At 40.7% G+C, this 25,131-nt stretch carries 26 protein-coding genes, 1 pseudogene and 3 other annotated features; of the genes and pseudogenes, 22 read left to right on the top strand and 5 right to left on the bottom strand.

Features of this window, described 5'->3' with window-relative positions:
- The first annotated feature begins 46 nt into the window (after positions 1-46).
- From ACOSV2_RS06660 to ACOSV2_RS06605, 12 genes are all read left to right on the top strand, one after another.
- Entirely contained in the window at positions 47-1,543 is a 1,497-nt protein-coding gene (locus tag ACOSV2_RS06660) for an FAD-dependent oxidoreductase (RefSeq protein ID WP_428974471.1), read from the top strand.
- 49 nt (positions 1,544-1,592) lie between these two features.
- On the top strand, positions 1,593-2,450 hold the full coding sequence (locus ACOSV2_RS06655) for a GNAT family N-acetyltransferase (RefSeq protein ID WP_428974470.1): 858 nt from the start codon (positions 1,593-1,595) through the stop codon (positions 2,448-2,450).
- A gap of 91 nt (positions 2,451-2,541) precedes the next feature.
- Positions 2,542-2,787 (top strand) — a binding site (T-box leader).
- A 45-nt stretch (positions 2,788-2,832) separates the two neighbouring features.
- Positions 2,833-3,080: a binding site (T-box leader), on the top strand.
- A 72-nt stretch (positions 3,081-3,152) separates the two neighbouring features.
- The gene (gene trpE, locus ACOSV2_RS06650) at positions 3,153-4,550 is read left to right on the top strand and encodes an anthranilate synthase component I (RefSeq protein WP_428974469.1); all 1,398 of its coding nucleotides are present in this window, start codon (positions 3,153-3,155) and stop codon (positions 4,548-4,550) included.
- Positions 4,547-5,158, top strand: a complete 612-nt coding sequence (locus ACOSV2_RS06645; protein WP_428974468.1) for an anthranilate synthase component II — start codon at positions 4,547-4,549, stop codon at positions 5,156-5,158. The genes trpE and ACOSV2_RS06645 overlap by 4 nt, the downstream gene beginning before the upstream one ends.
- A complete protein-coding gene (gene trpD / locus ACOSV2_RS06640) occupies positions 5,130-6,155 on the top strand; it encodes an anthranilate phosphoribosyltransferase (protein ID WP_428974467.1) in 1,026 nt (341 codons plus the stop codon). Before ACOSV2_RS06645 ends, trpD begins: the two co-directional genes overlap by 29 nt.
- Positions 6,156-6,944: an indole-3-glycerol phosphate synthase TrpC gene (gene trpC / locus ACOSV2_RS06635; protein WP_428974466.1), complete on the top strand. Its 789-nt coding sequence runs from the start codon at positions 6,156-6,158 to the stop codon at positions 6,942-6,944.
- Positions 6,941-7,546, top strand: a complete 606-nt coding sequence (locus tag ACOSV2_RS06630; RefSeq protein ID WP_428974465.1) for a phosphoribosylanthranilate isomerase — start codon at positions 6,941-6,943, stop codon at positions 7,544-7,546. The genes trpC and ACOSV2_RS06630 overlap by 4 nt, the downstream gene beginning before the upstream one ends.
- Before the next feature lie 33 nt (positions 7,547-7,579).
- Complete coding sequence (trpB, locus tag ACOSV2_RS06625) at positions 7,580-8,782, top strand: tryptophan synthase subunit beta (protein WP_428974464.1); 1,203 nt, start codon at positions 7,580-7,582, stop codon at positions 8,780-8,782.
- A complete protein-coding gene (gene trpA / locus ACOSV2_RS06620) occupies positions 8,775-9,566 on the top strand; it encodes a tryptophan synthase subunit alpha (protein WP_428974463.1) in 792 nt (263 codons plus the stop codon). Before trpB ends, trpA begins: the two co-directional genes overlap by 8 nt.
- A gap of 150 nt (positions 9,567-9,716) precedes the next feature.
- A complete protein-coding gene (locus ACOSV2_RS06615; protein ID WP_428974462.1) occupies positions 9,717-9,878 on the top strand; it encodes a hypothetical protein in 162 nt (53 codons plus the stop codon).
- A 132-nt stretch (positions 9,879-10,010) separates the two neighbouring features.
- A complete protein-coding gene (locus ACOSV2_RS06610) occupies positions 10,011-11,015 on the top strand; it encodes a S66 family peptidase (RefSeq protein ID WP_428974461.1) in 1,005 nt (334 codons plus the stop codon).
- Between the two features lie 12 nt (positions 11,016-11,027).
- A complete protein-coding gene (locus tag ACOSV2_RS06605; RefSeq protein WP_428974460.1) occupies positions 11,028-11,393 on the top strand; it encodes a VOC family protein in 366 nt (121 codons plus the stop codon).
- Between the two features lie 83 nt (positions 11,394-11,476).
- Here the strand turns inward: ACOSV2_RS06605 and ACOSV2_RS06600 are convergent, their stop codons facing one another.
- A complete protein-coding gene (locus ACOSV2_RS06600; RefSeq protein WP_428974459.1) occupies positions 11,477-12,073 on the bottom strand; it encodes a class I SAM-dependent DNA methyltransferase in 597 nt (198 codons plus the stop codon).
- Between the two features lie 136 nt (positions 12,074-12,209).
- Positions 12,210-12,474, top strand: a binding site (T-box leader).
- A gap of 57 nt (positions 12,475-12,531) precedes the next feature.
- Between ACOSV2_RS06600 and metG the strand changes: the two genes are divergently transcribed.
- Positions 12,532-14,166, top strand: coding sequence for a methionine--tRNA ligase (metG, locus tag ACOSV2_RS06595; protein WP_428974458.1), 1,635 nt, complete (start codon positions 12,532-12,534; stop codon positions 14,164-14,166).
- Positions 14,167-14,184: 18 nt separating this feature from the next.
- A complete protein-coding gene (locus tag ACOSV2_RS06590) occupies positions 14,185-14,673 on the top strand; it encodes a metallophosphoesterase family protein (protein WP_428974457.1) in 489 nt (162 codons plus the stop codon).
- Positions 14,674-14,726: 53 nt separating this feature from the next.
- Here ACOSV2_RS06590 and ACOSV2_RS06585 read toward each other — a convergent pair whose 3' ends face one another.
- Positions 14,727-15,551 carry a GNAT family N-acetyltransferase gene (locus ACOSV2_RS06585; RefSeq protein WP_428974456.1) on the bottom strand — a complete coding sequence of 275 codons (825 nt, stop codon included), beginning with the start codon at positions 15,549-15,551 and terminating at the stop codon, positions 14,727-14,729.
- A 532-nt stretch (positions 15,552-16,083) separates the two neighbouring features.
- Positions 16,084-17,145, bottom strand: coding sequence for a DUF3900 domain-containing protein (locus ACOSV2_RS06580; protein WP_428974455.1), 1,062 nt, complete (start codon positions 17,143-17,145; stop codon positions 16,084-16,086).
- Positions 17,146-17,303: 158 nt separating this feature from the next.
- On the opposite strand from ACOSV2_RS06580, the gene ACOSV2_RS06575 reads away from it, so the two are divergent.
- The 3 genes from ACOSV2_RS06575 (at position 17,304) to ACOSV2_RS06565 (ending at position 20,408) form a co-directional block, all read left to right on the top strand.
- A complete protein-coding gene (locus ACOSV2_RS06575) occupies positions 17,304-18,284 on the top strand; it encodes a cation diffusion facilitator family transporter (protein WP_428974454.1) in 981 nt (326 codons plus the stop codon).
- Positions 18,285-18,477: 193 nt separating this feature from the next.
- Positions 18,478-19,095, top strand: coding sequence for an NUDIX hydrolase (locus ACOSV2_RS06570; protein ID WP_428974453.1), 618 nt, complete (start codon positions 18,478-18,480; stop codon positions 19,093-19,095).
- An 863-nt stretch (positions 19,096-19,958) separates the two neighbouring features.
- Positions 19,959-20,408 (top strand): hypothetical protein, encoded by a 450-nt coding sequence (locus ACOSV2_RS06565; protein ID WP_397554045.1) that lies wholly within the window; start codon positions 19,959-19,961, stop codon positions 20,406-20,408.
- Positions 20,409-20,441: 33 nt separating this feature from the next.
- On the opposite strand, the gene ACOSV2_RS06560 is transcribed toward ACOSV2_RS06565, so the two are convergent.
- A complete protein-coding gene (locus tag ACOSV2_RS06560) occupies positions 20,442-20,690 on the bottom strand; it encodes a DUF2164 domain-containing protein (RefSeq protein ID WP_428974452.1) in 249 nt (82 codons plus the stop codon).
- Positions 20,691-20,939: 249 nt separating this feature from the next.
- Here ACOSV2_RS06560 and mscL point away from each other — a divergent pair.
- From mscL to ACOSV2_RS06540, 4 genes and pseudogenes are all read left to right on the top strand, one after another.
- A pseudogene (gene mscL, locus ACOSV2_RS06555) lies at positions 20,940-21,324 on the top strand (large conductance mechanosensitive channel protein MscL).
- A gap of 80 nt (positions 21,325-21,404) precedes the next feature.
- Entirely contained in the window at positions 21,405-21,959 is a 555-nt protein-coding gene (locus tag ACOSV2_RS06550) for a DinB family protein (protein ID WP_428974451.1), read from the top strand.
- A 186-nt stretch (positions 21,960-22,145) separates the two neighbouring features.
- Entirely contained in the window at positions 22,146-22,343 is a 198-nt protein-coding gene (cspD, locus tag ACOSV2_RS06545; protein WP_032088076.1) for a cold-shock protein CspD, read from the top strand.
- Positions 22,344-22,510: 167 nt separating this feature from the next.
- On the top strand, positions 22,511-22,726 hold the full coding sequence (locus tag ACOSV2_RS06540) for a hypothetical protein (RefSeq protein ID WP_428974450.1): 216 nt from the start codon (positions 22,511-22,513) through the stop codon (positions 22,724-22,726).
- A 336-nt stretch (positions 22,727-23,062) separates the two neighbouring features.
- Here ACOSV2_RS06540 and ACOSV2_RS06535 read toward each other — a convergent pair whose 3' ends face one another.
- Positions 23,063-23,203, bottom strand: a complete 141-nt coding sequence (locus tag ACOSV2_RS06535) for a hypothetical protein (RefSeq protein ID WP_187443445.1) — start codon at positions 23,201-23,203, stop codon at positions 23,063-23,065.
- Between the two features lie 253 nt (positions 23,204-23,456).
- On the opposite strand from ACOSV2_RS06535, the gene ACOSV2_RS06530 reads away from it, so the two are divergent.
- Positions 23,457-24,962, top strand: coding sequence for a glycine betaine uptake BCCT transporter (locus ACOSV2_RS06530; protein ID WP_428974449.1), 1,506 nt, complete (start codon positions 23,457-23,459; stop codon positions 24,960-24,962).
- Positions 24,963-25,131: the final 169 nt, after the last annotated feature.

Genomic DNA, 25,131 nt, shown 5'->3' with positions numbered 1-25,131 from the left:
GAAAAGAGTACGTTATAGAAAAAATCAATGAATTGGGTGAAGAATCTTGAAAAATTCTGTTGTCATAATAGGCGGAGGAATCGGTGGTCTGACTGCAGCTTCACTCCTTGGAAGTGCTGATTACAATGTACAGATTCTTGAGGCTTCCAGGGAATGGGGAGGATGCGCCGGTAAATTCCACAGAGGAAAAGCCTTATTTCCTGTAGGGGCAACTCTTGGAATGGGGTTTGAAAAAGGAGGTATCCATCAGCGTATTTTTCACTATTTAGGGATAGAACCCCCTACGTCTTTGATGCTTGATCAGGTTATGGATATTCATCTTCCAGACAAAACCCTGATATTCTACCGAGATAGGGAAACACATGTGAATGAGTTGAAGAAAGCGTATCCAGAAATATCAGAGGAGCTGAGCTCTTTTTATGAAGAAGTGTACAGGATTGCTGCAGAAATACGAAAGCTGATGGTCGCGTTGCCGATACTTCCACCTAAAACGGTGAAAGACTGGATGGAACTTACGTTAAGTTTAAAACCCGGATCTCTGATGCTGCTCCCTGCCTTTCAAAAAACAATGCTCGACTTATTAGAAAAACACGGAATCCACGAACACTCTTCATTTAAGCATTTTATTGATGGGCAACTGATAGATAGTATGCAGGTGACCAGCGGGCAGTGTGCATTATTGATGGGATGCCTGGCTATGGATATTTATCACGAAGGTGCATTCTATCTGGAAGGTGGATTATTCCAAATAGCCCAAAGCCTGGTCGGATTTTCAGAGTCTATAGGGGTTAAAGCGACCTTAGGGAGAAAGGTGGTTAGCATCGATCGTGATTATCATGAAAAAGAATGGATCATCTTTGACCATAGGGGCAATGAGTATCGTGCAAATCATGTTATATGCAACTTGCCGGTGCAATCTTTAACAAATCTTTTTCCCCCTCATTATAAAACAAATCTTGATAACTATCTAATAGTAAAAAATAAAGAAGCTATCTGGGGAACCATGTCCCTTTATATGTTGCTGAAAGCAGAATCACTTCCAGAGTCATATCCTTTGTTCTCTCAAATTTGTGCAAACCCAAATGGAAATATGTCAGAAGGGGATCATCTCTTTTTATCGCTATCCCATCCAAATGATCGTCAGCGTGCCCCGGAAGGATTCCGTACCTTAACGGTATCAACCCATACTAAATTAGAAAAATGGGAAACCAAAGAAAAGTACGATTCCTACAAGGAGAATCTTAAGGAGAAAATGATCGATTCCATAGAGTCAGTCATTCCCACTATAAGAGATAGTCTTGTAAATCTTTACCCTGGTGCACATAAAGCCTGGGAACGATTTACTGGTCGGCCAGGGGGGATTGTCGGTGGGTTTCCTCAATCTAATGGTCATGCTCTCTTCAATAGTCTTTCTCACAGGACTCCCTTGAAAAATGTATGGGTATGCGGTGACTCAGTCTTTCCGGGTGCAGGGACCATCGGTGTATCTGTAAGTGCTTATCATGTATATCACTCCATCACTGGCAGAAAACTTCAGAAGTAAAGGAGGAACCTCCATCACTAATGTAGAATTTTTGGAATGGGGTGATAAAATGTATAAGCTGACACAGTATAAAGACCCGATAGTATTCCAAGATAAGGTCCATTCCCTTTTAATGGAAGATGAAGCAGCGAATAACCTGCCTTTGGGTCTGTTGAACACGATGAAAACGAGTGACAAATATAAAGATCCGCTTCTTCTTTTAGTGGAAAATGAGGTCGGGACGGTGGTGGGATCCTTCATCATGACCCCTCCTCATTACCTTGTCAGTACACTTAAGGTGGATAAAGTAGGAATCCGGGGAGTAGCCGAACAGCTCATAGCGTTTTGCGAGAATACCAATATCAACATTCCCGGTTTTGTTGCTGAGAAAGAAACCGCACTTCAATTGACTCATGCATGGTGTCACGTTATGGGAAAGAGTTTTAACATCCGTATGAGGCAACGTGTGTACCAATTGAATAAGGTGAATGATATTCCGTTGAGTGATGGAAAAATGGTTCCCGTACGGAAGGGACAGGAGGGACTTTTAGCCCGATGGCTCCTTGGATTTATCGAGGATACAGAAGTGATACCCATGTCGGGTGAAGAGGCTCTTGAAAGAGCGAAAGATATGATTGAAACTGAACCATATGTGTTCTTTTGGGAAGTGGACGGAAAGCCTGTTTCCATGGCACGGGGGGCAAGAAGAACGGAAAACGGCATTACCGTAAATTTTGTATACACCCCTTCAGAATACAGGAAAAAAGGATACGCATCTTCTGTTGTAGCAGAACTGAGCAGTCTCTTGTTGAAGGACCACTCCTTTTGTTCGCTCTATACGGACCTGGATAATCCCACCTCCAACAAGATTTATATGGAAATCGGCTATAAGCCAGTTTGCGATTCGATGATGATTTCCGTTGAGTGAACCTTTTGATGCATATCGGAATATTTTTTTATATAAATAGTTGACATTGTGAATGAATGCTATTAGTATAATAAACAATTAATTAAATGAGCGAATGGCTTTGACGAAGAGGAGTACCTCTGATCGACACTTAAGAGAGCTGGTGGTTGGTGAGAACCAGTGTGAACGATCTTTGGGAATGGACTTCCGAGCCTCCAAACCGAAACTTCAGGGAGTAGGCTTTGGCGAATGTCTTATCGTTACAAAAGGCGCGTATTCAAGCAAACCGCTTCGATACGATTGAGTGGACTGTTCAGTCAGTCAACAAAGGTGGCACCACGGGTATCTCGTCCTTTACATGATGTAAATGGATTGGGATGCCTTTTTTTTATAATTGAATATTGTTAAATCGTTGAGTAAGAGGAGTACATTCAAGTGATGCATGACAGAGAGCTGAGGATGGTGAGACCTTAGCATGATAGCTTGTCTGGAATGGACTTATGAGAGATGATCTGAATGGAAGTAGGATCGTACGGAATTCCACCGTTAAGTGGATAGAGTATCGGGTGATAGACCCCGTACTTGAAGCAAGAGGGGGTACATCAAAGTATCCCAATCAGAGGTGGCACCGCGGTCAGCATCGTCCTCTATGAACAGATTTTTCTGTTCATAGGGGACTTTTTTTATGAATTTGCAAGTGGAACAATGAATTGGAGGCATGAAATGATGAAACAGCAAGCATTGGATTATGTGGTGAAAGAATTAAACGGAGACATATTTACACCCATCTCACTTTTTCAATCGTTAAAAGGAAAGAAGAAATTTTTATTGGAGAGCTCATTGAAGCATGAACAATCCGGTCGGTATTCATTTGTTGGGAGTGATCCATTTCTAGAGTGTAAAGCATACGGAAATACCGTACAGTTAAAAAAATCATCAACAAATGAAGTTGATGAAAGAGTGGGGAATCCCATTCAAATCATTCAAAACCTTATTCCTTCCCACGAACTAAAAGGTGCGCCTTTTCCATTTACAGGCGGGGGGATTGGTTATCTGGGATATGACGTTATTCGACTCTACGAAGAAATTGGTGTAACTCCTCACGATGAATTGGAAATGCCGGATATTCATCTCATGTTTTATGAAAAAGTCATTGTGTTTGATCACCTGGAGCACAAGGTATTTATTGTCGTCATGAATGAGTGGACAGAGGGTCAAACAGGAGAGCTGGATGAAAAGGTGAAGGAAGTCGAAGCTGAGCTGACCAATGTGTATTTAAAAACTCATAAAAAGAAACTGGATCGCCTTTCCTTCCATGCTCAAACTTTAAAAGATGAATTCATGGAAAAGGTGGAGAGGGCAAAGCAATCTATAGGAGAAGGGGAGATATTTCAAGTCGTGCTCTCTCAAAGACTTAAGGCGTCCTTTTCTGGGGATCCATTTTCATTCTATAGAAGTTTGAGGAAATCGAACCCTTCCCCTTACATGTTCTTCATTGACTTCGAGGACTATGTTGTATTGGGTGCATCACCAGAAAGCTTGCTGAAAGTTCAAGGGAGGGAAATCACCACGAATCCAATTGCAGGAACGCGAAGAAGGGGAGAAACACATGATGTGGACAGGGAGCTCGAGAAGGAATTACTTACAGATGAAAAAGAAATCGCTGAACATCGAATGCTGGTTGACTTAGGAAGAAATGATTTAGGCAGAGTTTGTGAGATCGGCTCGATTTATCTTTCAAAGTACTTAACGATTGAGAGATATAAATATGTCATGCACATCGTTTCGGAAGTAAAGGGTGAATTAAAAGAAGAAGTTACACCACTGGAAGCATTAACAAGCTGCTTGCCGGCAGGTACCGTAAGCGGGGCACCGAAAATAAGGGCGATGCAAATCATCAATGAACTTGAAACCACAAAGCGTGGCGTGTACTCAGGTGCAGTCGGATATATAGGGGTGAATGGTAATTTGGATTTTGCCCTTGCCATCCGGACGATGGTACTTAAAGATAAAACAGCATACGTTCAAGCCGGTGCCGGGATTGTTTATGATTCAGACCCAGCCAGTGAATATGAAGAAACCATGAATAAAGCTAAATCATTATTGGAGGTGACAGGATGATCCTTCTTATTGATAACTATGATTCTTTTACGTATAACCTGTATCAATATATAGAAGAGCTCGGTGAAGAAGTAATCGTGAAACGGAATGATGCTATTTCTTTAGAAGAAATCAAGGATTTGAACCCTGCAGGAATCATTCTATCACCTGGTCCTGGGAAACCGGAAAAAGCGGGCATTTGCATCTCGATTATACAGAATCTTCACGCTAGTGTGCCGATTTTCGGGGTTTGTTTAGGGCATCAGGCAATCGGGGCAGCATTCGGGGCAACCATCGAAGTGGCTGACAAAGTCATGCACGGAAAAACATCCCTCATTAAACACAATGGCTGCGGGGTATTCGAATATCTGCCACAACCTTTAGAGGTGATGAGATATCATTCCCTGGTAATTAAGATTGGGACACTGCCGACACAATTAGAGGCAGTCGCATTATCTATGGATGATAATGAAATCATGGCGATAAAGCATATGAAATATCCAATGTACGGTGTTCAATTTCATCCGGAATCCATCGGTACGAAAACAGGAAAGAAAATCATTCAAAACTTTTTAGTTCAGATGAGAAAGGAGAATAATCGTGAAACCTTATCTACAGAAGCTATCTAACGGTCACTCATTAGAGAGAGAAGAGATGAGAAGAGCAGTAGAAAAGTTGTTCATTGAAGAAACAACGGATAGTCAAATCGCCTGTTTCCTGTCCCTATTAAAAATGAAGGGGGAAACAGTGGAGGAAATTACCGCTCTGGTTGAAGTTTTAAGAGAAAAAGCGATGCCGATTAAAAGCACATTACCAGGAGTATTGGATAACTGCGGAACAGGTGGGGACGGATCCCAAAGCTTTAATATTAGTACAACGAGTGCATTTGTTCTTGCCGGGGCCGGGGTGAAGGTTGCGAAACATGGGAACAGAAGCATTTCCAGTAAGACCGGTAGTGCAGATGTGTTAGAACATTTAGGGGTGGCCCTCGATTTTCAATCTCATGAGGTGGAAAGTCTACTGGATGAAACCAATATTGCTTTTCTATATGCACCCCATATTCACTCAGGTTTGAAAAAGGTAATGAAGGTCCGGAAAGAACTAAAGATACCTACCATCTTTAATCTCATTGGACCATTAACGAATCCGGTGCATCTGGAAACTCAACTCCTTGGGGTATATAGAAGAGATAAATTAGAAACGATGGCAAATGTTTTACATCAATTGGGCAGAAAACGGGCGATTGTCCTTAATGGGGCTGATTACATGGATGAAGCCTCATTAGCAGGGGAAAATCATCTCGTTCTGCTGGATCAAGGGCAAATTACTTCCCTCACCTTAACGGGAGAAGATGTCGGCCTTCCTTATTATTCCCTGGAAGAGATACGTGGAGGGGACGCAGGGGGCAATGCCCTTATTTTAGAAGAAGTATTAAATGGGAAGGAAGGGGCTTACACTGATACGGTCTTATTCAATGCAGGAATCGGTCTGTACGCGCATGGCAAAGCGGCCACCTTTAGAGAAGGTGTAATGCTAGCCAGAGAAAGTATAGAAAGCGGTCGTGCAAAAGAAAAGCTCCACTCCTTGGTTCGTTATAGTCAACAACGTCGAAAGCAGGTGATTTAAGTGTCTACCATTCTACAAACCATTCTGGAAAAAAAGAAAGAGGAAGTGAAAGAGTTAAAGAATGCAGGTTATGAATCCTATTATTATAAGGGGGCTCCCAGGAATTCCTTATTTGAAGCATTAAAATCAGCATCCAGATTACAGGTGATAGCTGAAATTAAACGGGCATCTCCATCAAAAGGAGATATCCGCACAGAAGTGAATCCTGTGATTCAAGCAAAGAAGTATGAAGAAGCGGGAGCCTGTGCCATTTCGGTATTGACCGATGCTCCTTTCTTTAAAGGATGTATGGAGGATCTCGCGAATGTTAGAAAAGCAGTCTCCCTCCCCATTCTTTGTAAAGACTTTATTATCGATGAAATCCAGATAGATCGTGCAAAAGACGCTGGGGCAAATGTCATCCTTCTTATCGTGGCTGCCCTGGATGTAAACAGACTACAAGAATTATATTCTTATGCAACGAAGCTTGGCCTGGAAGTTCTGGTAGAAGTTCATAATGAACAAGAAATGAATGTCGCAATGGAATTGGGGGCAACCATCATTGGTGTGAATAATCGAAACCTGAAAACCTTTGAAGTAAATCTTCAGATCACAGAAACTCTCGGCTCCATGGTAAATGGAAAAGATATCGTGTTCATCAGTGAAAGTGGAATAAGAAATGAAGAAGACTGTCACCGAGTCGTAAACGCAGGTGCGGATGGGGTCCTTGTCGGAGAGACGTTAATGAGAAGTGATGACCCTGCAACGATGCTTGCCTCCTTACAAGTGGGAAAAGGCGTGGTGAAATGACCAAAGTAAAGGTGTGTGGAATTAGAAGACAAGAAGAGGCTCTGTGGGCACTTGAAGCTGGAGCCGATGCGATAGGATTCGTGTTCGCAGATAGTAAAAGACAAATTGACGTGGAATCAGCAGCACTAATAAGTGCTTCACTGCCTTCGAATGTATTAAAAATTGGTGTGTTTGTAAATGAGGCTAAAGAGAAGATGGAGGAAATATCCAGAACAGTAAATCTAGATTACGTACAGCTTCATGGAGATGAATCAGTCCAGTTTTGTAATAGTCTCAATCTTCCTTTTATCAAGGCGATTTCGATAAAGGAAAAAGAAGACTTAGATGGGATCGAATTCTTTGGCGGAGAGATGATTTTGGTGGATAGCGGAAAGGGTCCTCATCGTGGAGGGAATGGGACGACGTTTAATTGGGATTATGTCGATGAACTAAACATCCCTCAACAATTGATCCTTGCCGGTGGATTGAATCTGGATAATGTTCGGAAGGCGATCACAAAGGTCCGTCCCTATATGGTGGATGTTTCAAGTGGTGTGGAGACGGATGGGAAGAAGGATAGAAGAAAGATCGAATCATTTATTCAAGAGGCGAAGTCGGTATAACGATTGATTAAATCAATGAATGGAGGAATTGAGATGATATACACACAACCAGATCAAAAAGGGTTATTCGGGCAATTCGGGGGAAGGTTCGTTCCTGAATCATTGATGAAGGCTGTTCAAGAATTGGAAGAAGCTTATGATGAAGCCTCTAAGGATGAAGAATTTCAAGAGAAGCTTCAAAACTACTTAAAGGATTATGTAGGAAGAGAAAACCCACTCTACTTTGCTGAAAATCTAAGTAAACAGGTAGGGGGAGCGAAAATCTACCTGAAACGTGAGGATCTTAATCATACGGGTGCTCACAAAATTAATAATACAATCGGTCAGGCCCTTCTCGCTGAACGGATGGGCAAAAGAAAGATCGTGGCGGAAACAGGGGCAGGGCAGCACGGTGTGGCAACGGCAACGGTATGCGCTCTATTAAACCTGGATTGCGTCATTTTTATGGGGGAGGAAGACATTCGCAGACAGAAGCTCAACGTATTCAGAATGGAGTTACTGGGAGCGAAAGTGGTGAGTGTCACCCAGGGAAGTGCCACATTAAAAGATGCAGTCAATGAAGCTCTGCGCTACTGGGTCGCAAATGTAGAGGACACACACTACATTATTGGCTCCGTTTTGGGACCACACCCATTTCCTAAAATGGTTCGGGATTTTCAAAGTGTGATCGGGAAAGAAACAAAGCGACAATTCTTCGAAAAGGAAAAATGCCTGCCAAAGGCCATCGTCGCTTGTGTTGGAGGCGGCAGCAATGCCATCGGAATGTTTCACCCGTTCATTGATGATAGGGAAGTGGACTTATACGGTGTGGAAGCGGCTGGCAGCGGGGTTGAAACCGACAAACATGCAGCTACATTAACAAAGGGGTCCGTCGGGATTCTTCATGGCAGCATGATGTACCTGCTGCAAAATGATGAAGGGCAGATTCAAGAAGCCCACTCTGTTTCAGCAGGCCTTGATTACCCTGGTGTCGGTCCGGAGCATAGCTACTTGAAAGACATTGACAGAGTGGAATATACGTCCATTTCAGACGTGGAAGCGTTAGATGCATTTAAGCAGCTCTCACAGACAGAAGGAATCATACCGGCACTGGAAAGCTCACATGCAGTCGCCTATGGGGTGAAGTTAGCTGAAGATATGTCAACAGAAGAATCGGTTGTCATCTGTTTGTCAGGCAGAGGAGATAAAGATGTAGAACAAGTGAAAGAGTTACTGGGAGGTAGTCAACATGGGTAAACCATTTCTTGAAAACACGTTTAAAGCTGAACTGGATAAAGGAAATAAACTGTTCATTCCTTATGTGATGGCAGGGGATAAGGGGCTTGAGACCTTGATTCCAACCTTGAAAATGCTGGAAGAAAGCGGGGCGACGGCCATTGAAGTCGGGATCCCGTTCTCGGATCCCGTTGCCGATGGCCCGACCATCCAAGAGGCAGGGAAGCGGGCACTGGAGAATGGGACGACACTGGAAAAGGTGTTTGAAGTGTTAGAGGAAAGCAGAACTGAAATTGGCATTCCGTTAGTCTTTATGACGTATATTAATCCCATTTACAAATATGGAGTAGAGCGTTTCTTTCAGGATTGTAAGAATGCAGGGGTGGACGGTGTGATCATTCCTGATCTGCCACTTGAACATCATGAATTGGTTAGGGGACCATCTCAAGAAAATGGAATCGCCATTATTCAATTAGCAACGCTTACGAGTCCGTTAGAGAGAATTCAGGAATTGGCTTCCGTTACTGAAGGTTTCCTTTATGCTGTTACGATTAATGGTATTACAGGAACGAGAGAAGGGTTTGGCAGCGATATTTCAGATCACCTGAATAAATTGAAAGAAAACAGTCCGGTCCCAGTACTTGCGGGGTTTGGAATATCCACTCCTGAACATGTGCGTACCATGAGTAAGTACTGTGATGGAGTAGTCGTTGGAAGCAAAATAATTGATTTGATCCAGCATGAATCGTTTGATGAAATAAAAGAATTAATCAGTGCTTCAAAGGCTAAAGCATTACATTTGTAAAAATTACTGAATTATTCGTAAATAAATGAACGCCTAGATTAACAGATTCTAAATGTGTGTTAAATAAAGGTAAATAGCCTTCTTTTTCCTCGTGAAATCAGTATGATAGAGATGTAGTTGAACAAAGCATCATAACAGGAGGCTATTAAAATGAAAAGGTTGAAAAAGTGGTTATTAATGTTAATGACAGCTCTATCAGTAGTAACATTTGCAGCCGGATGCAGCAGTGACACAGAGGAAGACACAGGAACGGAAACGGAAGAAAACATGGAAGAAGAAAGCAACACTGAAGAAAGCAACACGGAAGAGTAAAATGGTACAGTCAGTCCTAAGTGGGCTGGCTGTTTTATTTTCAGATCAGAAATACGAAGATTAAGGTTGTATTGTACTACTATTTCTATTAATCTGACAATATAAGACATATTCGATAGAGAGGACAAAAGGATGACGATTCCAAATCGATTAAAAATAGGAGATACGATTGGGATTTGTTCCCCATCTTCTCCAGTCGCTGCTCATTGCCCTAAAAGATTGAAAAGAGGGATTGAAGAGCTTATGAGGTTGGGCTTTAACGTGAAAGTAGCGCCAAACACGTTGAAAATAGAAGAGTATATGGCTGGTACCGTTGAGGAAAGAGTCGAGGACCTGCATAATCTCTTCGGGGATAAGGATGTAAAAGCCATCATCACCACCATAGGGGGCACCTGTTCTCATCAACTTCTGGATCATCTTGATTTCTCATTAATCCAAAAAAATCCAAAGATATTCCTCGGCTACAGTGACATAACGGCTCTCCACATGGCGATTTATCAAAAGACCGGTCTCACAACATATCTTGGACCTGCCGTTCTGCCTCAGTTTGGAGAATATGGGGGAGTGCAAACATACACAAAGGAACACTTTTTCCAATCACTCGTTCAAGGAGAAAGAGTAGATTACTCCGCCTCTCCTTCCTATGTAATGGAACATCTGTGGTGGGACGAAGAAGACAATCGATTAAGAGAACAAGTTGAAAATAAGGGACCTTCTGTAGTCAAAGAAGGGAGAGCAGAAGGGAAAATCATTGCAGCCAATATGGGAACCATGCTCCTTCTCGCAGGTACAGAATACTTGCCAGATCTCGATGGTGCCATCTTATGTATTGAAGATGATCCAGAGGAAACCCCTTCGTCAATTGATCGATATTTAACTCAACTCGGACACATGGGTGTATATTCCAAAATTAATGGTCTTGTCGTTGGACGCTTTCATGATCACGTCAGCTTTAAAGAAAATCAACTGGCCGGCATTTTATCCCGTGTCACAGAGGGGTATGAAATCCCAGTCGTGACGGATCTGGATTTCGGTCATACTGACCCCATGTTTATCCTTCCAAACGGAATCCGTGCCCAGCTTAAAGTCCACGGAAATCAAATTGATTTTCACCTGGTGGAAAAGCCGGCTACATAAGGAGGAGTTCATATGATTCAAAGAAAACTGAATACAGTGTTTATTCCCGTGGTTAATCTAAAGGAATCCGTCGATTGGTACGAAAAAGTGCTAGGTTTTGAAATCGATCCCGTGCAGTATAATGAGATTGAGGAGCTTCCCGTTTATACTTTTCAGATGGGGGAAACATCACTAACTCTAGAAGAGGAAAAAAGATTCACTCCACCTGCTTCTAATGTTCCAATCTGTAATTTCCATACCACTCAAATAGAACAAGTAAGAGAAGACTTTCATGAAAAGAAAGTCACAATTGAATCCGGGATCATTACGTTTCCCGGCTTTTCTTATTTTAACTTTAGAGATGTCAACGGGAATTTATTAATGATTTGTACGGGATAAAGTCGATTAATAACATGTAAACAATAAAATAAAAAACCTCCTGAAGAAATAATTTCTTCAGGAGGTTTTTTATTTTGGCAAATTTACTTCACACCCTTCACACATACCGTTAAAGCGGGTTTAACATTCTTATAAGAAAGAGTGATATCTTTAAAGCCAGCTTCATGCAAAGCTTCAGAAATACTTTCGCCATAGTGTTCCGCCCGGCTATCCCTTTCTTCATCCCCGCGTGGCTGGACGGTGATAAGAAGGATACCGCCTTTTTTTAGCATATTATATAAGTGTGAAAGGGATTTTTCCTGGTCCTTCCATAGGGGATAGTTATTGACGGAAAAGATCCGATCGTATTCAACATTGTTCAATTCAAATTGACTAATATCATGAACAAATAAGCGAACTCTTCCGTTCTCAATCGCTTTTTCATTCTTATTTTGTGCAGCATTCTTCATGGTCTCAGAGATATCAACCCCATCCACAATCGATTTAGGAAAACGACTGGAAATTCTATGAATGCAATATCCGGGCCCATAGCCTACTTCCAGAATATGATCGCCTTCTTTAATGGACAATTGCTTAATGGACCAATTATTTATTTTTCGATTATCGAATTCCATTACTTTTCCGACAAACCAGCCGAGTAATCCATTCGGACGCTTGAATTGCTTTTGTAATGAAAACAACAGGGCATCACCTCTTTTGTTATAATATGTTTTTATAAAATAGTATCGTCTATTCACCTTTCCACTAATACACACAAACAAAACCTTGAAAGCGATGTTGCAATTTTTTGAAAAAGTGGCATAATATAAACAAATCTATTTTGCGTTGATGAGAAAAGTACATAGATGGGTCCCTTATCAGAGAGCTTCGGCAGCTGAAAAGAAGCAGGGTAACTCGTTATGGAAAATGGTCTCGGAGCATTCTATTCGAACCGCTTTGGTGTAGGGTAGAACGGGAATGGGCATCCGTTATCAATGTCACGGTATAAGAGCTTTTTTATGCTCCGTACTTGCTGAGATAGTCTTGTGTAAGCAAGCTATAAACTAAGGTGGTACCACGAGTTCAACCCCTCGTCCTTAGATGTCGATTGATATCTAAGGACGAGGGGTTTTTTTATTTTATTCGAGGAGGAAAAGGCATGACCATATTTATAGGTGGCGCCTGGCCATATGCGAATGGGTCGTTACATTTAGGGCATATCGCAGCCCTATTGCCAGGGGACATAATTTCACGATATTACCGTTTAAAAGGGGAGGATGTTCTCTACGTGTCAGGAAGTGACTGTAATGGAACCCCTATTGGCATTAGGGCCAGACAGGAAGGAACAAGTATTGAAGAGGTCGCGAATCGATATCACAACGAATTCCTCGGGTGCTTCCATGCTTTAGGATTTAGTTATGATGAGTACACAAGAACTGACCACTCGCATCATCATAAAGAAGTGCAAAAGATCTTTACCACCCTTTATCATCGGGGCTGGCTTTATGAAAAAGAAGTGAAGCAAACATATTGTGAGCATGATCATCAATTTTTGCCGGATCGGTTTGTAGAAGGAACTTGTCCCGTTTGTGGCTCGAGGGCAAGAGGTGATCAGTGTGATCAATGCTCTACAGTGTTGGACCCGACAGATCTAATCGATAAATCCTGCAAGCTCTGTGGCCATGAACCGGTTCTTAAAGCGACAAAGCATTTATATTTCTCTCTTTCTAAATTGCAGGAGCCTCTTCAACAATTACTGAAGGATAACGGCACGAGGTGGAGAGATAATGCTCTTCAGCTCACTAGTCGCTATTTAGAAGAGGGCTTGCATGACCGGCCGGTGACAAGGGATTTAGAAAATGGTGTGAAGGTTCCGATTCAAGGTTTTCATGATAAGAAAATTTATGTATGGATAGAAGCAGTGAGTGGATATTTGAGTGCTTCTAAAAAGTGGGCGGGGGAGCATCAGCGTGAGTGGAAAGACTTTTGGCAGGAGGCAACCACGTCCTACTATGTTCATGGAAAAGATAATATCCCTTTTCATAGTATTATTTGGCCGGCCATACTTATAGGAATCGGCGAAAAGAATCTTCCTGACTATATAGTTTCAAATGAATACTTGACGCTTGAGAAAAGGAAAATCTCAACGAGCGGAAATTGGGCTGTTTGGGTGAAGGATCTTCTCAACGACTATCACCCAGATTCCATCCGGTATTTTCTCACCATAAATGCACCGGATAAGAGAGATGCAGACTTCTCCTGGAGAGAATTTATTTATAGTCATAACAGTGAACTGCTGGGAGCACTGGGGAATCTGGTTCAACGCACGTTAAAATTTTATGGGAAAGAATTTGGTCATGATCTTACACTTTCTGTTGTCCCCAATGATATTAAGAAAAAAATAGGAGAAACGTTTCTTTCTGTCGGTCAATCGATTGAAGAAGGGAACACTCGACAGGGAATTGAAAAAGCATTCGAATTCATACGATGGTCGAATAAGCGTTTTGATGAAATGAAACCGTGGAATGTTATAAAAGAAGATAGGGAGGAAGGAAGAAAGGTACTAGAGGAATTCCTGTACGTAATATGTAACTTGAGGAACCTCATTCAGCCGTTTTTGCCCTTTACTTCTTCAAAATTGACTGATCAGCTGGGGATGAGCGGACAGTCCGTATGGGCACCGGTATCATTGCCGTTAGAGATCAGCATTGAAGCGACAACACCATTGTTTAATCGAATTGACGTTGATCAAATTGAGATAGAACGGAAACAATTGAAGGAGAAAGCACAGTGAAACCAAAAGGAGTATGAGATGAAGATTATAGTTGTGTCCGATACCCACATGCCTAAAAAAAGGAGAGGGCTACCGGAAATTCTGAAGGAAGATCTCAGGAAAAGTGATTTAATCATCCATGCCGGAGACTTTCAAACCCTTGATGTTTATAAAGAGTTTATGGGGTATGGAGAACTGATTGCCGTTGTCGGAAATGTGGATGATCCAGATCTTAAGGAGGTTCTCCCCCAAAAAAGAATCATCATGAAAAAAGGACTGAAAATCGGTGTGGTGCACGGAGACGGGAAGGGAAAAACAACGGAAAAAAGAGCTCTGGAAGCGTTCGAATCTGATGAAGTGGATTTGATCGTCTTTGGTCACTCACATATCCCATATTCCCGGTATATGAAAGGGAGGCTACTGTATAATCCCGGATCTCCCACTGATAAACGGAAACTCCCTTACTTCTCGCATGGTGTTTTGACCATTGAAGACACGTGGAAAATAGAACATAAATTTTACCTTTAAAAAAGCACAGGGGGATGAGCCTCTGTGCTATGCTCCTTAATATGACTTAAGTCTTATAATGCAAATTGGTAGTAATCCTGACTATAGAAGGATTGAAAGCCACTTGATTCATAAAGCTTAAGTGCATTCCTGTTTGTAGCAGCTACATCCAGGTAAATATCGCTGGTCCACTCGGATTCCTTCATCACGACTTGAGACAGGGCATTTCTACCGATGCCTTTTCCCTGATGGGAGGGATGGATAGCAAATCCATAAATAAAGCTTCGATTGTCCACTCGTTGGATTCTAATCTTCCCTACGGTCGCTCCATTATATACAATCATTAAGTTGCCTTCCCCTGATTCTTCAAGCAATCTCTTGGTATAGGATTCAGCATCAGACCTTACAACGTGAAAGCATTTTTCATCAAGGTCAATAATGGTTTCAATATCCTTTTCAGTAGTACTTCTTAATTGGACATCAGCGGCGTTTACAGATAAGCTTTTTTTATTCCATTTCATTTCATATTCAGTAAAATCATAAGAGGCATTTATTTTCTCAATAAATTCCTTTCCGGAAGCTGATGAGCCGGGAGAATTAAGTAAGAGCTTTCGAACAGATCGTGACCTTAGTGACTGGACGGCTTCCTGGAATAGTTCTCGAAATAGTTGCTGTTTACGGTAATCCGGGTGAATCATCCCACATAATTCATATGTTTCACCAAATCCGTACAATCCTAAAAATCCAATCAGTTGATCCTCTTTGTAAAGAAGAAAATCATCCAGGCTGTTTGTACGGTTTTTAAGCATATCCCAGTTCAGTTTTAATTTTATCTCTTCGTGCTTTTCGCAGACGATCTGCAGGTTTTTAATGTCTTGAAGCTGTTTTGAAGTAAGCATGTTTCATCCCCATTTAATCGAAATATAAAGAATATTCTTACTAAATTTTATTGGAAATCCTTTATCTAGACAAGTGTTTTTTTGGAAAAAAAACGATGGGACAAAACTAAAAAACCACGATGTAAATACAAAAAATTCCAGCGTATGCTCTTCATGCCGCTAATGATTTCCGTGCAAGACTACGCTTTCCGCGGGTAGCCTGTGAGCCTCCTCGGCAAGCCTGCGGGGAAGAAAAGTGGAGGGGCTTTGTTCAGAGGCGGGGGGCATAAGGCGAAGCGGCCACGAAGGCGTTCTTTGCCTTCTTGGACGATTTGACTTATGACATGTGCCTCTAAGCCCCGGAGCTGGACGGGTCTCACATAAGCTACTTTTCCCGCAGGAGTCTTCGTCTTGCACTCCAATCAACCGCTGGAAACAGCTAAAATAAAATGTACCGAAAATAAATAATAAACCCGAACAAATCTGCCTACTAAGAAGCAGATTTGTTCGGGATTTACTTAGACTAAAACACTTTTGTCCCAGCCTCTCCAGCTTATACTTTTTCTTGTATTCGTTGAATCACTTCATGCAGTTCATCAGGTTTTAAAAATTCGAGAGGGGAGAAGCCTTTTTCAAACATGACGGATTCGCTTTCGATCATCAGTACATATCGACCATTCACTTTCGCCAGATGAATGCTGTCACCAAAGTCGGAGAGAAGGGCTTTCACGGAAACATGATCAAGCTTCACCTTCAGTTCGACTTCAGGTGATTGTTCCACGATTTGGGAGGTGGCTTCTACAACTTGTTCAGTTGTGAACCTTTCCTGAAGCTCACGCTTTGGACTGATTGCCCATTCTTCCACCGCTTCTTCAAACTCGACACGTTCATCGCTCTCTTCAGCATAGGTTTCTGAAATATGTTCCTTTACCATCCCGTAAACTTGGGATTTCACGATTTCGGGCATGGACTTTTCATATTCCACCCATTTCAAGAAATCTTCAAAGTATCTGGCGTGTGAGGCTTGATGGATTTTGATTTCGGCAGAGTCCATCATACCTTCATCAGGCATATAGGGATACTGGATGGATTTCATGTTTTTCGTCGTAATCGCCATTTCAACATTATGAATCAGAGTCGCTTCATCGGTTATGGTGGCAACCTTTGGTTCGAAATCACATTTCATGATGAACACAAACGGATCATCAAAGAATTTCGTCAGCTTTGCAGTCGCAACAAGGAATGCACCACCTCGGATAGCACTCGCTTCTATGTACATTTGAACAATTTGATCACAGGCTTCGCGAAAGTCCTCTTTGTTTTCTGCAAACCGGGTACGGTGAAATAAATTATAATTTGGATTGGAAGTCAGTTCATGACCCGGTTCTACTACAAAGCGTCCAATTTTAGTGGGGGCAGACTCTGACTTTGAATGTCGGTCTACCTTCCGCTTCACAATCTTGGTTAGTTCACCATCTAAAAAGCTTTTTAAGGGACTTTCTTCATAATCGGTTCCCGTTAACGTCTGAAAATGCTTATGCCGTTTATCGGCTTCTTCGCCTTTGCCCTCTACTTGTATTAAATAGAAGGAAAGGTTCTGAATAGTAAAATCCATGTTTTGTTCTCCTGACCTAAATAGATTCGTTTACATGTAATCATCTATACATTCATTGTTACAGTATAGAAAAGCTGAAAAGGTTCGTCAATTGACTTATGAAAGTTCATTCTGGTGAGATACTACTTGTTAAGAATTAAATATAGGTGGTGTGCTATGTGGGGAATCAATCTTTTTTTTCGTTGGTGAAGAAAGGAAACAAGTCATCGTTTTTCGCCATGGTGGGGAACGGGATTCTGGCGATTGCAAAAGGGATAGCCTACTTCATCAGTGGAAGTGGAGCAATGTTTGCCTCGGCGATGCATTCTTTAGCTGATGCAGTGAATCAGGGTTTTGTGTTTATCGGAAGTGTTCTATCTGAGAAGCAACCAACGGAGAAATTTCCGACAGGCTTCGGAAGAGTCATCAATCTTTTTTGTATGATTGCGGTTATCGTTGTTTCCATTATGGCCTATGAAACCATACGGGAAGGGATTCATTTACTAAAACATCCCGCTCTTGTGAAGGGCATTTGGCTGAATGTGTCAGTATTACTACTGAATATCCTTATCGATGGCGCCATCCTCTTTAAAGTGATGAAGGAAATCGGACAGGAAGCAAGAGCTGAAAGCACAGGCATGGGGATTTTCTCAGGAGCATTTAAAAACGTAAAGCGTGCGTCACCACCGACAAGGCTCGTATTTTATGAAGATTTGGTCGCTGTTTCAGGGGCTATCTTGGCCTTGATTGCTGTATTGGTGTCCTATTTTTCCGCCTATCAGCTACTGGATGGAATCGTCACCATAGTCATTGGATTCCTCATGGTAGGTGTCGCCTTCAGGGTTGGTTATGACAACATGGTCGGTCTGATAGGAGTTGCTGCGCCGAAGGAAGTCGAGGACCGAATCGCAAGTACGATCTTTGAGCACGAAGCAGTTATCGATATCTTCAAACTAAGAATAACTCAGGAAGGTCGATACTATCATGTTGAATCGTATCTTGAACTGAAAAGAGGATTACCACTTTCTGAAGCAGATGATATTAAATTTGCCATTCAGGACAAATTAATGAGTGACCCGGATATTGCAGACGTAACGTTGGGGATCATCGAGGATGATGGTATTCAGGAATGGAAAGGAAGTAAACCGGAACCTCAATAAGAAACAGAGCATCCTGCTGAGAAGTTCAGCAGGATGTTTATTCGTTCAGGATTAAATTAAGTATTCTTAGCTTCCATCCGTACACGATAGAATGGAATAGGAAGACGGGGAAAACGTATAGTTTGGTCTTGCTTCATGTTCATACTATAATAAAGAAAATCATAGAATAGATTATGTGAGGAGGGGAGATAGAATGGATGTGAATGAGATACTGCAGCTATTCAAAGAGAGAACACCCAGAATACTTGGAAGTGAAACATTTTCTGAATATGCTATTCTACTTCCTTTGATTGAGGTCAACGGCCAAACGCATGTATTATTTGAAGTCCGTTCCTTAAACATGAGAAGACAACCAGGGGAAATTTGTTTTCCTGGAGGGCGGATAGATCGAAGTGATTCGGATGAGAAAGCAGCAGCTATCCGTGAGACATCAGAAGAACTGGGAATTCATACGGGCACCATTACAGATGTGTATCCCCTTGATTATATCGTGTCTCCTTTTGGGACCATCATTTATCCATACGTAGGCAAAATAAATGTATCCATAAAAGAGTTAAAACCGAATCAAGCTGAGGTGGAGGAAATCTTTACTACACCATTGACCTATCTACAGGAAAGGGAACCTGACTTGTATAACGTCAAGTTCAAGATGGAGCCCGAAGAGAGCTTTCCGTTCAAACAAATTCCAGGCGGAGAAAATTACAACTGGCAGGCTAGAAATATGAAAGAACATTTTTACTACTATGAAGACAAAGTCATATGGGGATTAACTGCCAGAGTTCTTCATCATTTTGTGAAACTCATTTCGTAATAGGACCATTAAACATGATCTCAAATAAAAACGAAATCTTTTTAAAAAGAAATTCTACAATTACCCATACGTATTGACATTCGTTTTCAATTAATACTTTTTTCGATAGGGCAACATGTCGGAGAAAGTATTTTTGTTTGTAAATATGTAGCAAATTGAAGTGTTTGTAATGGTTTAAATGGAGGTAAAGACAAGTAAGCAAAAGATGATGAAAATAAGGAGAGGGGAAATAACGATGATTATTCGCGCTAAATGTTGGAGAATGTTAAGTGTACAGGAAAAAATGTTTATCCTTAAAGCTGTATGTAATAAGCATCTCAAAAAGTAATGAATAGGAATTTTCTTTATGCTCCTTAGAAAAACGTACAATTTCATCATGTTCATGAAGTCATAAAGCCGATATATATAACGGAGATTCCTATGAAGTTCATCTAAGACTCCTTTGCTTCTCTATTGGAAATGATTAATCTATCGAAATCTTAAAAATCGTCCGGTTGATTTATTGGATGTTATCGATTGGTGGATTGGTGGTAAGATCAAACCGAAATAATCAAGAATCAAAAAAGCTATATAGGAAATCGCTACACACTCTGTTTACTATAGCCAGGAGTATACATGGCTACTTTGATCCAGCCACCAAGTGATTTTTCGTATTGTTATGCAAAGATAAAATAGGATGGCTAAGTCCTTTTACCCCAGGACTTCTATTTTTATTTATCAAAAAATACATACCTCAACTCTATAAGTCCCCTGATATCTATCTCAATTAATAATTTTTTATAAAATCCCCTATCATCAATTTCCACTTTTCATTTAACATTTGGTAAAATAATATAGTACATACATATAAGGGGGACACCTTAGTGAAAGGATCAAAAGTAGTAATCATAGCCGTAATCCTTATGGCCATTCTATTAAGTGCCTGTAACCGGAATGCTGCTGAAATGGTCGTGAGTGGTGGGGTCACAATAAATGAAAAGGCCAATACGATTACATTTAGAGGAGTGCTCTCAGACAAAGCACTTGAACCGGATACTCCGTTTCAAACCCGTTTCTACCTGCAGGGAACCACAATTAAAAACGCTCTGGGAACGGATCTGATTTATACTGATGAGGAGTTAAAGAGCCGTAAACAGGGAGAATCACCACAAGAGTTTGAGGTTAAGAAAACAGTGGATATTAAAAAACCGGAAGAGATTGATAAGTTAATGAGTGAAATAAAGAATAAAGATAAAGAAGCCGTCACGATTGAACTTGTTAATGATAACGGTCGGATTGATGATCAAGTTCTTCATAATGTAACAAAGGAGTAGGACCGCAAGGTCCTGCTCCTTTGTCTGTCCTGATTACTTGGTATTGACCGGTCTTTTTAAGGCATACAAATCATCCTCGAGAAGAAGCATCTTATCCATCAATACATCTTTAGAATCCATCACTCCCTGATTATAGAGGTATGGACCAATCTCTTTCATAAAGAAATCAAACCAATTACCAGCACCTAAATCTCCAATTTCGTTACCGGTCTGCTCATAATAAAATGTCTGAATTCGCTCAATCATAGTATCTTTCTGTTCTTTTGGTATCTTCGTAAACATGATAAATAATCCTCCCATCGACTTTCTTCCATCGTAACATAACGGGCCGATTACAGGTATGAATCCCAGCCTTGGATATTTCTAATCAAATAATATGCATGTAAGATAAGAACAAAGAAAACCATGAAATTCTGAAAGACTAGTGTAGCAGAAAGAAAGTCATCCAACATATAAATTTGTATAATTGTGGCAAACTATCCTGACAGGCTAAGTGCCTGTACTTCTTATATAAACAAAAGGAGAATGCGAATGTGGCAGGAGTTTAAAAAGTTTGCCGTGAAAGGTAATGTCATAGATCTTGCAGTGGCGGTCATTATAGGTGCTGCTTTTGGTAAAATCGTCAAATCCCTGGTCGATGATATCATTATGCCCCTTCTAGGTATATTGCTTGGTGGCATCAGCTTTACGAACTTAAAAGTTACGGTAGGGGAATCTGTCATTACCTATGGAGTGTTCCTGCAAAACGTAGTGGATTTCTTCCTCATAGCCCCTCGTCATATTCTTTATTATACGGCTATATAAGAAAATGGAACGCAAAGAAGAGATCAAAGCGGAAGTGAAGGTCGATCAGAAGGAAGAGCTTCTTAGAGAGATACGTGATTTATTAAAAGATCCCAGGCACAGTCCAGAATAATTGATTAATCGACAAAAAACAAGGAGATTTCCTTTATTTATCCAATATATAGTAAGAGAAGAACAAGAGGGGGAGAAACAATGGAAATCAACTCAATATATTTAATTAAAGAAAAAAATGGAATGAAGAAAGACTTTTCTTTACTCCTTTCAATGATGGACTATGCACGGTTCACTTCTATCAGCGAAGTTGAGAACTTACCGGTTGAAATGCTAGACTACCGATGTCACGATGAAGCAAATTCAATCGGTATGCTTCTTGCCCATTTTGATGCAGTTGAAAAAATTTATCAGGTCCTTACCTTCGGGAACCTAAGTGATGATGAAATAGAGGAGTACGCAATGACCTTGGAACCTGCCTTAAGCTTAGGCAGTAAGGCAGCCGAATGGATTAAAGGAAATAAAGTCGAATTTTACCTTGAGAACTTGCAGATGACCAGGAACAAAACGGTGGAGCAGTTCAAACAACTGGATGAGGATTGGCTATATGAAGAAACGGACTGGTGGTATGGTGAAAAAGGAAATAACTTTTTTAAATGGTTTCATGTATTTGAAGATGAAATCAATCATAGGGGACAAATACGTATGATTAAAAAACTCTATGCAAAAGAACACAATATTTCAATCGTGGACTAAATCCTACATCGTATTTTACAAAAAGACCCATTCATATTCTTGTATGTTGCATGAGATTCTGTTATAGTAAAGATAGTTATTTTTGTTCGGTTAATATGCATGATTGAAGAACATTCGTCTTGAATCTTAATCAGAGCAGGAATATAAATATTTTTATGTGCAACTGCACTAGGAGGTACTTGTTTTATGTTACAAGGTAAAGTTAAATGGTTTAACGCTGAAAAAGGTTTCGGTTTCATCGAAGTTGAAGGTCAAGACGATGTTTTTGTTCACTTCTCTGCTATCCAAGGTGAAGGATACAAATCATTAGAAGAAGGTCAAGACGTTACATTTGAAATCGTTGAAGGTGCTCGTGGACCACAAGCAGCTAATGTTCAAAAGTAATTCAATCGTAAAACTCCAAACAGAGTACGTCAGCTGACGTACTCTGTTTTTTTGTGTCTTCCCACGTCGAGTGGATACTCGACTCTGTTCAGTATCTTTACTGGTTTTTCCTGAAAAATTCTGTTACTGTACTGTTAACGATACTTTATTTACTGGAGTGCTGAATTTTGTGGAAAAACGCTAAGAAATTCTTTATTTTTATTGGAGTTTTCATAGGAAGTAACATCATATTAAGTATTATTGCTGGTCTGATTTTAACAAATTTGTATCATAGTAATGAATTTAAAGGATCTCCCGTTATCGGGACCTTAATTAATGTCGCAGCAGCTGTATTTGCGGTTTTTGTTGCGTACAAACCGTTAAAGAGGAAAGATCAGGCTTAACCTGGCTGGGGGAAAGTTATGAGTTCCTTCTCCCCTTTCATATAATTAATTTATCTTATTTCTGTCTATGTGCACACTTCATAACAGCAAGAATAAGCTAATCACACTAACCTTTCCGGAACAATCCTGGGAGGTTTTTCTATGTTAAATATGTATGAGGGAGATGTTCATCATTAGATGGAATCTATCCAACACATAAGAGTTATCGTGAAGGTTCATTTTTACACAATGGAGACAGTAGTTAAAAAATTCCTTCGCTGATAGGGACGGGCTTCATAGAAAGAGACTAGTCAGTTGACTAGTCTCTTGATAAGTATTCAATTGTGTCACTATGTTTTATTTATTTTGTTGGTTTTGTTGATTTTGCTGATTTTGTTGTTTAGCAGCTTTTCTAGCTCTTTCAGCAGCGTTTTGCTCTTGAGCAAATTCTGCTTCATTTTTTTGTTGTTGTGGTTTGTTGTTATTGTTGTTAGTCATGGTTATCACCTCCGTCTACTATAATTTGCCCCGAAAAGAAAAAAAGATACATGAAAAACCAAATTATACTTGTGAAGTTTACATATTCAAATTAGTGAGGGACGGACCTTGAAAAGGTCCGTCCCTCACTTTCCAGTTACTTACTAGTTTAGCCCTTGGAAAAGAGGGGTACTAATAAGTTCGTGCATTTATTTTCTTTACATACCTATTTCTACATGATAGAGCTACATCAACGAATTAAGGGGGAAGTCATTTGAAAAATTTTACACCAATGTTTTGGATTGCGATTACAATCGGCATCATTTTTGTGGCTTGGGGGGTTATTTTTCCTCAGGCATTGATCGATATCATGTCCAGTACCCAAGGAGTTCTTCTAGACAAATTTGGCTGGTTTTATCAATTTTCAGCTTCATTCTTTTTCATCATCGCCATCTTCTTTGCATTTAGTAAATATGGGAAGATTCGATTAGGGAAAGACACTGATAGACCTGAATATTCCACATTGACATGGTTTGCCATGCTCTTTAGTGCAGGAATGGGAATCGGACTCCTATTCTATGGAGTATCGGAACCTGTTTCTCATTATTCCACTCCACCATTTGGAAAAGGCGGGACCATAGAATCAGCTAAAATCGGATTACGCTATACATATCTTCATTGGGGATTCCATGCCTGGGCCATTTATGCTGTTGTAGCATTGGCCCTTGCCTACTATAAATTCAGGAAGGGCATGCCAGGGTTGATGAGTGCCACATTATATCCAGTCATTGGGGATAGAGTGAAAGGTCCCATAGGGTATATTGTTGATATTGTCGCTGTGTTTGCCACGATTTTCGGTGTGGCGATTTCACTTGGAATTGGTGCACAACAAATTAACAGTGGACTTAATTACCTGATGGGAACCCCGATTGACTTTAAAGTTCAGCTGATCATCATGGGAGTTGCAACGGTTCTATTTATTACTTCTGCTGCTACTGGTTTATCAAAAGGAATTAAATATTTGAGCAATGCCAATTTGATATTGGCGGTCTTGTTATTCATTGTCTTTCTCATCGCAGGTCCTACGCAATTTGTTCTGGAATTGTTTTTGACCACTTTTGGGAGCTATGTTCAAAATCTTCCTAGTATGGGGTTACGCTTTTCCCCATTTAATGTGGAGAATAATCAATGGGTGAAGGATTGGACTATTTTTTATTGGGCATGGTGGATCTCATGGACACCGTTTGTGGGAACCTTTATTGCGAGAGTTTCAAAAGGAAGGACTGTTCGTGAGTTTATCATCGCCGTCATCATTGTGCCTACAATCGTATGCGCCCTGTGGTTTGGAGTATTCGGAGGCACAGGATTGTATTACGACTTTGTTCAAGGTGTAGATGTAGCGGGTCAAAGTTTGGAGACGGCATTATTTTATGTATATGATCAAATGCCTCTAAGTGGGGTCCTTTCAATTATTTCCTTAATCTTGATTATCACTTTCTTTGTGACGTCGGCCGACTCGGCAACATTTGTACTGGGGATGCAAACCTCTAATGGAAGTTTGAACCCTCCATTCTTCGTGAAGTTCAGCTGGGGGATCGTACTGGCTGCCATTGCGGCGATCCTGATGGGGACTGGCGGCATCAGTGGATTGCAAGCAGCCACCATCATCACAGCCTTACCATTGGGGATAATCTTATTTGTCATGACATATGGGTTAATTCTTTCATTCCAAAAAGAAATGAAAGAAAAAAGGAATAAAACGTCAGGTGCCGGCAAGTAATTTTATTAACATGAGAAGTAATATTATAAGTGATGAACCCTCTATTTTGTATAGAGGGTTTTTCTATTGGGATTTTTGCATCAATGAAAAAAATGATACGCCAACGTCGATGATTTTGATAGGATTAAGATACTTATCGAAAAGTTTTGAATAGAGGGAGAGTGTGGAT

Source organism: Rossellomorea sp. DUT-2, assembly GCF_052665285.1.
This window is presented reverse-complemented; position numbering and strand designations above follow the sequence as displayed.

Excerpts from the sequence above, each read along its gene's own strand:
- ACOSV2_RS06550 (WP_428974451.1), top strand. The coding sequence starts at position 21,405 with ATGGAAATCAACTCAATATATTTAATTAAAGAAAAAAATGGAATGAAG.
- ACOSV2_RS06585 (WP_428974456.1), bottom strand. The coding sequence starts at position 15,551 with ATGCTTACTTCAAAACAGCTTCAAGACATTAAAAACCTGCAGATCGTC.
- ACOSV2_RS06605 (WP_428974460.1), top strand. The coding sequence starts at position 11,028 with ATGATTCAAAGAAAACTGAATACAGTGTTTATTCCCGTGGTTAATCTA.
- ACOSV2_RS06655 (WP_428974470.1), top strand. The coding sequence starts at position 1,593 with ATGTATAAGCTGACACAGTATAAAGACCCGATAGTATTCCAAGATAAG.
- ACOSV2_RS06560 (WP_428974452.1), bottom strand. The coding sequence starts at position 20,690 with ATGTTTACGAAGATACCAAAAGAACAGAAAGATACTATGATTGAGCGA.
- ACOSV2_RS06580 (WP_428974455.1), bottom strand. The coding sequence starts at position 17,145 with ATGGATTTTACTATTCAGAACCTTTCCTTCTATTTAATACAAGTAGAG.
- ACOSV2_RS06535 (WP_187443445.1), bottom strand. The coding sequence starts at position 23,203 with ATGACTAACAACAATAACAACAAACCACAACAACAAAAAAATGAAGCA.
- trpA (WP_428974463.1), top strand. The coding sequence starts at position 8,775 with ATGGGTAAACCATTTCTTGAAAACACGTTTAAAGCTGAACTGGATAAA.
- ACOSV2_RS06645 (WP_428974468.1), top strand. The coding sequence starts at position 4,547 with ATGATCCTTCTTATTGATAACTATGATTCTTTTACGTATAACCTGTAT.
- ACOSV2_RS06630 (WP_428974465.1), top strand. The coding sequence starts at position 6,941 with ATGACCAAAGTAAAGGTGTGTGGAATTAGAAGACAAGAAGAGGCTCTG.
- ACOSV2_RS06570 (WP_428974453.1), top strand. The coding sequence starts at position 18,478 with ATGGATGTGAATGAGATACTGCAGCTATTCAAAGAGAGAACACCCAGA.
- trpE (WP_428974469.1), top strand. The coding sequence starts at position 3,153 with ATGATGAAACAGCAAGCATTGGATTATGTGGTGAAAGAATTAAACGGA.
- trpB (WP_428974464.1), top strand. The coding sequence starts at position 7,580 with ATGATATACACACAACCAGATCAAAAAGGGTTATTCGGGCAATTCGGG.
- ACOSV2_RS06590 (WP_428974457.1), top strand. The coding sequence starts at position 14,185 with ATGAAGATTATAGTTGTGTCCGATACCCACATGCCTAAAAAAAGGAGA.
- ACOSV2_RS06610 (WP_428974461.1), top strand. The coding sequence starts at position 10,011 with ATGACGATTCCAAATCGATTAAAAATAGGAGATACGATTGGGATTTGT.
- cspD (WP_032088076.1), top strand. The coding sequence starts at position 22,146 with ATGTTACAAGGTAAAGTTAAATGGTTTAACGCTGAAAAAGGTTTCGGT.
- metG (WP_428974458.1), top strand. The coding sequence starts at position 12,532 with ATGACCATATTTATAGGTGGCGCCTGGCCATATGCGAATGGGTCGTTA.
- ACOSV2_RS06615 (WP_428974462.1), top strand. The coding sequence starts at position 9,717 with ATGAAAAGGTTGAAAAAGTGGTTATTAATGTTAATGACAGCTCTATCA.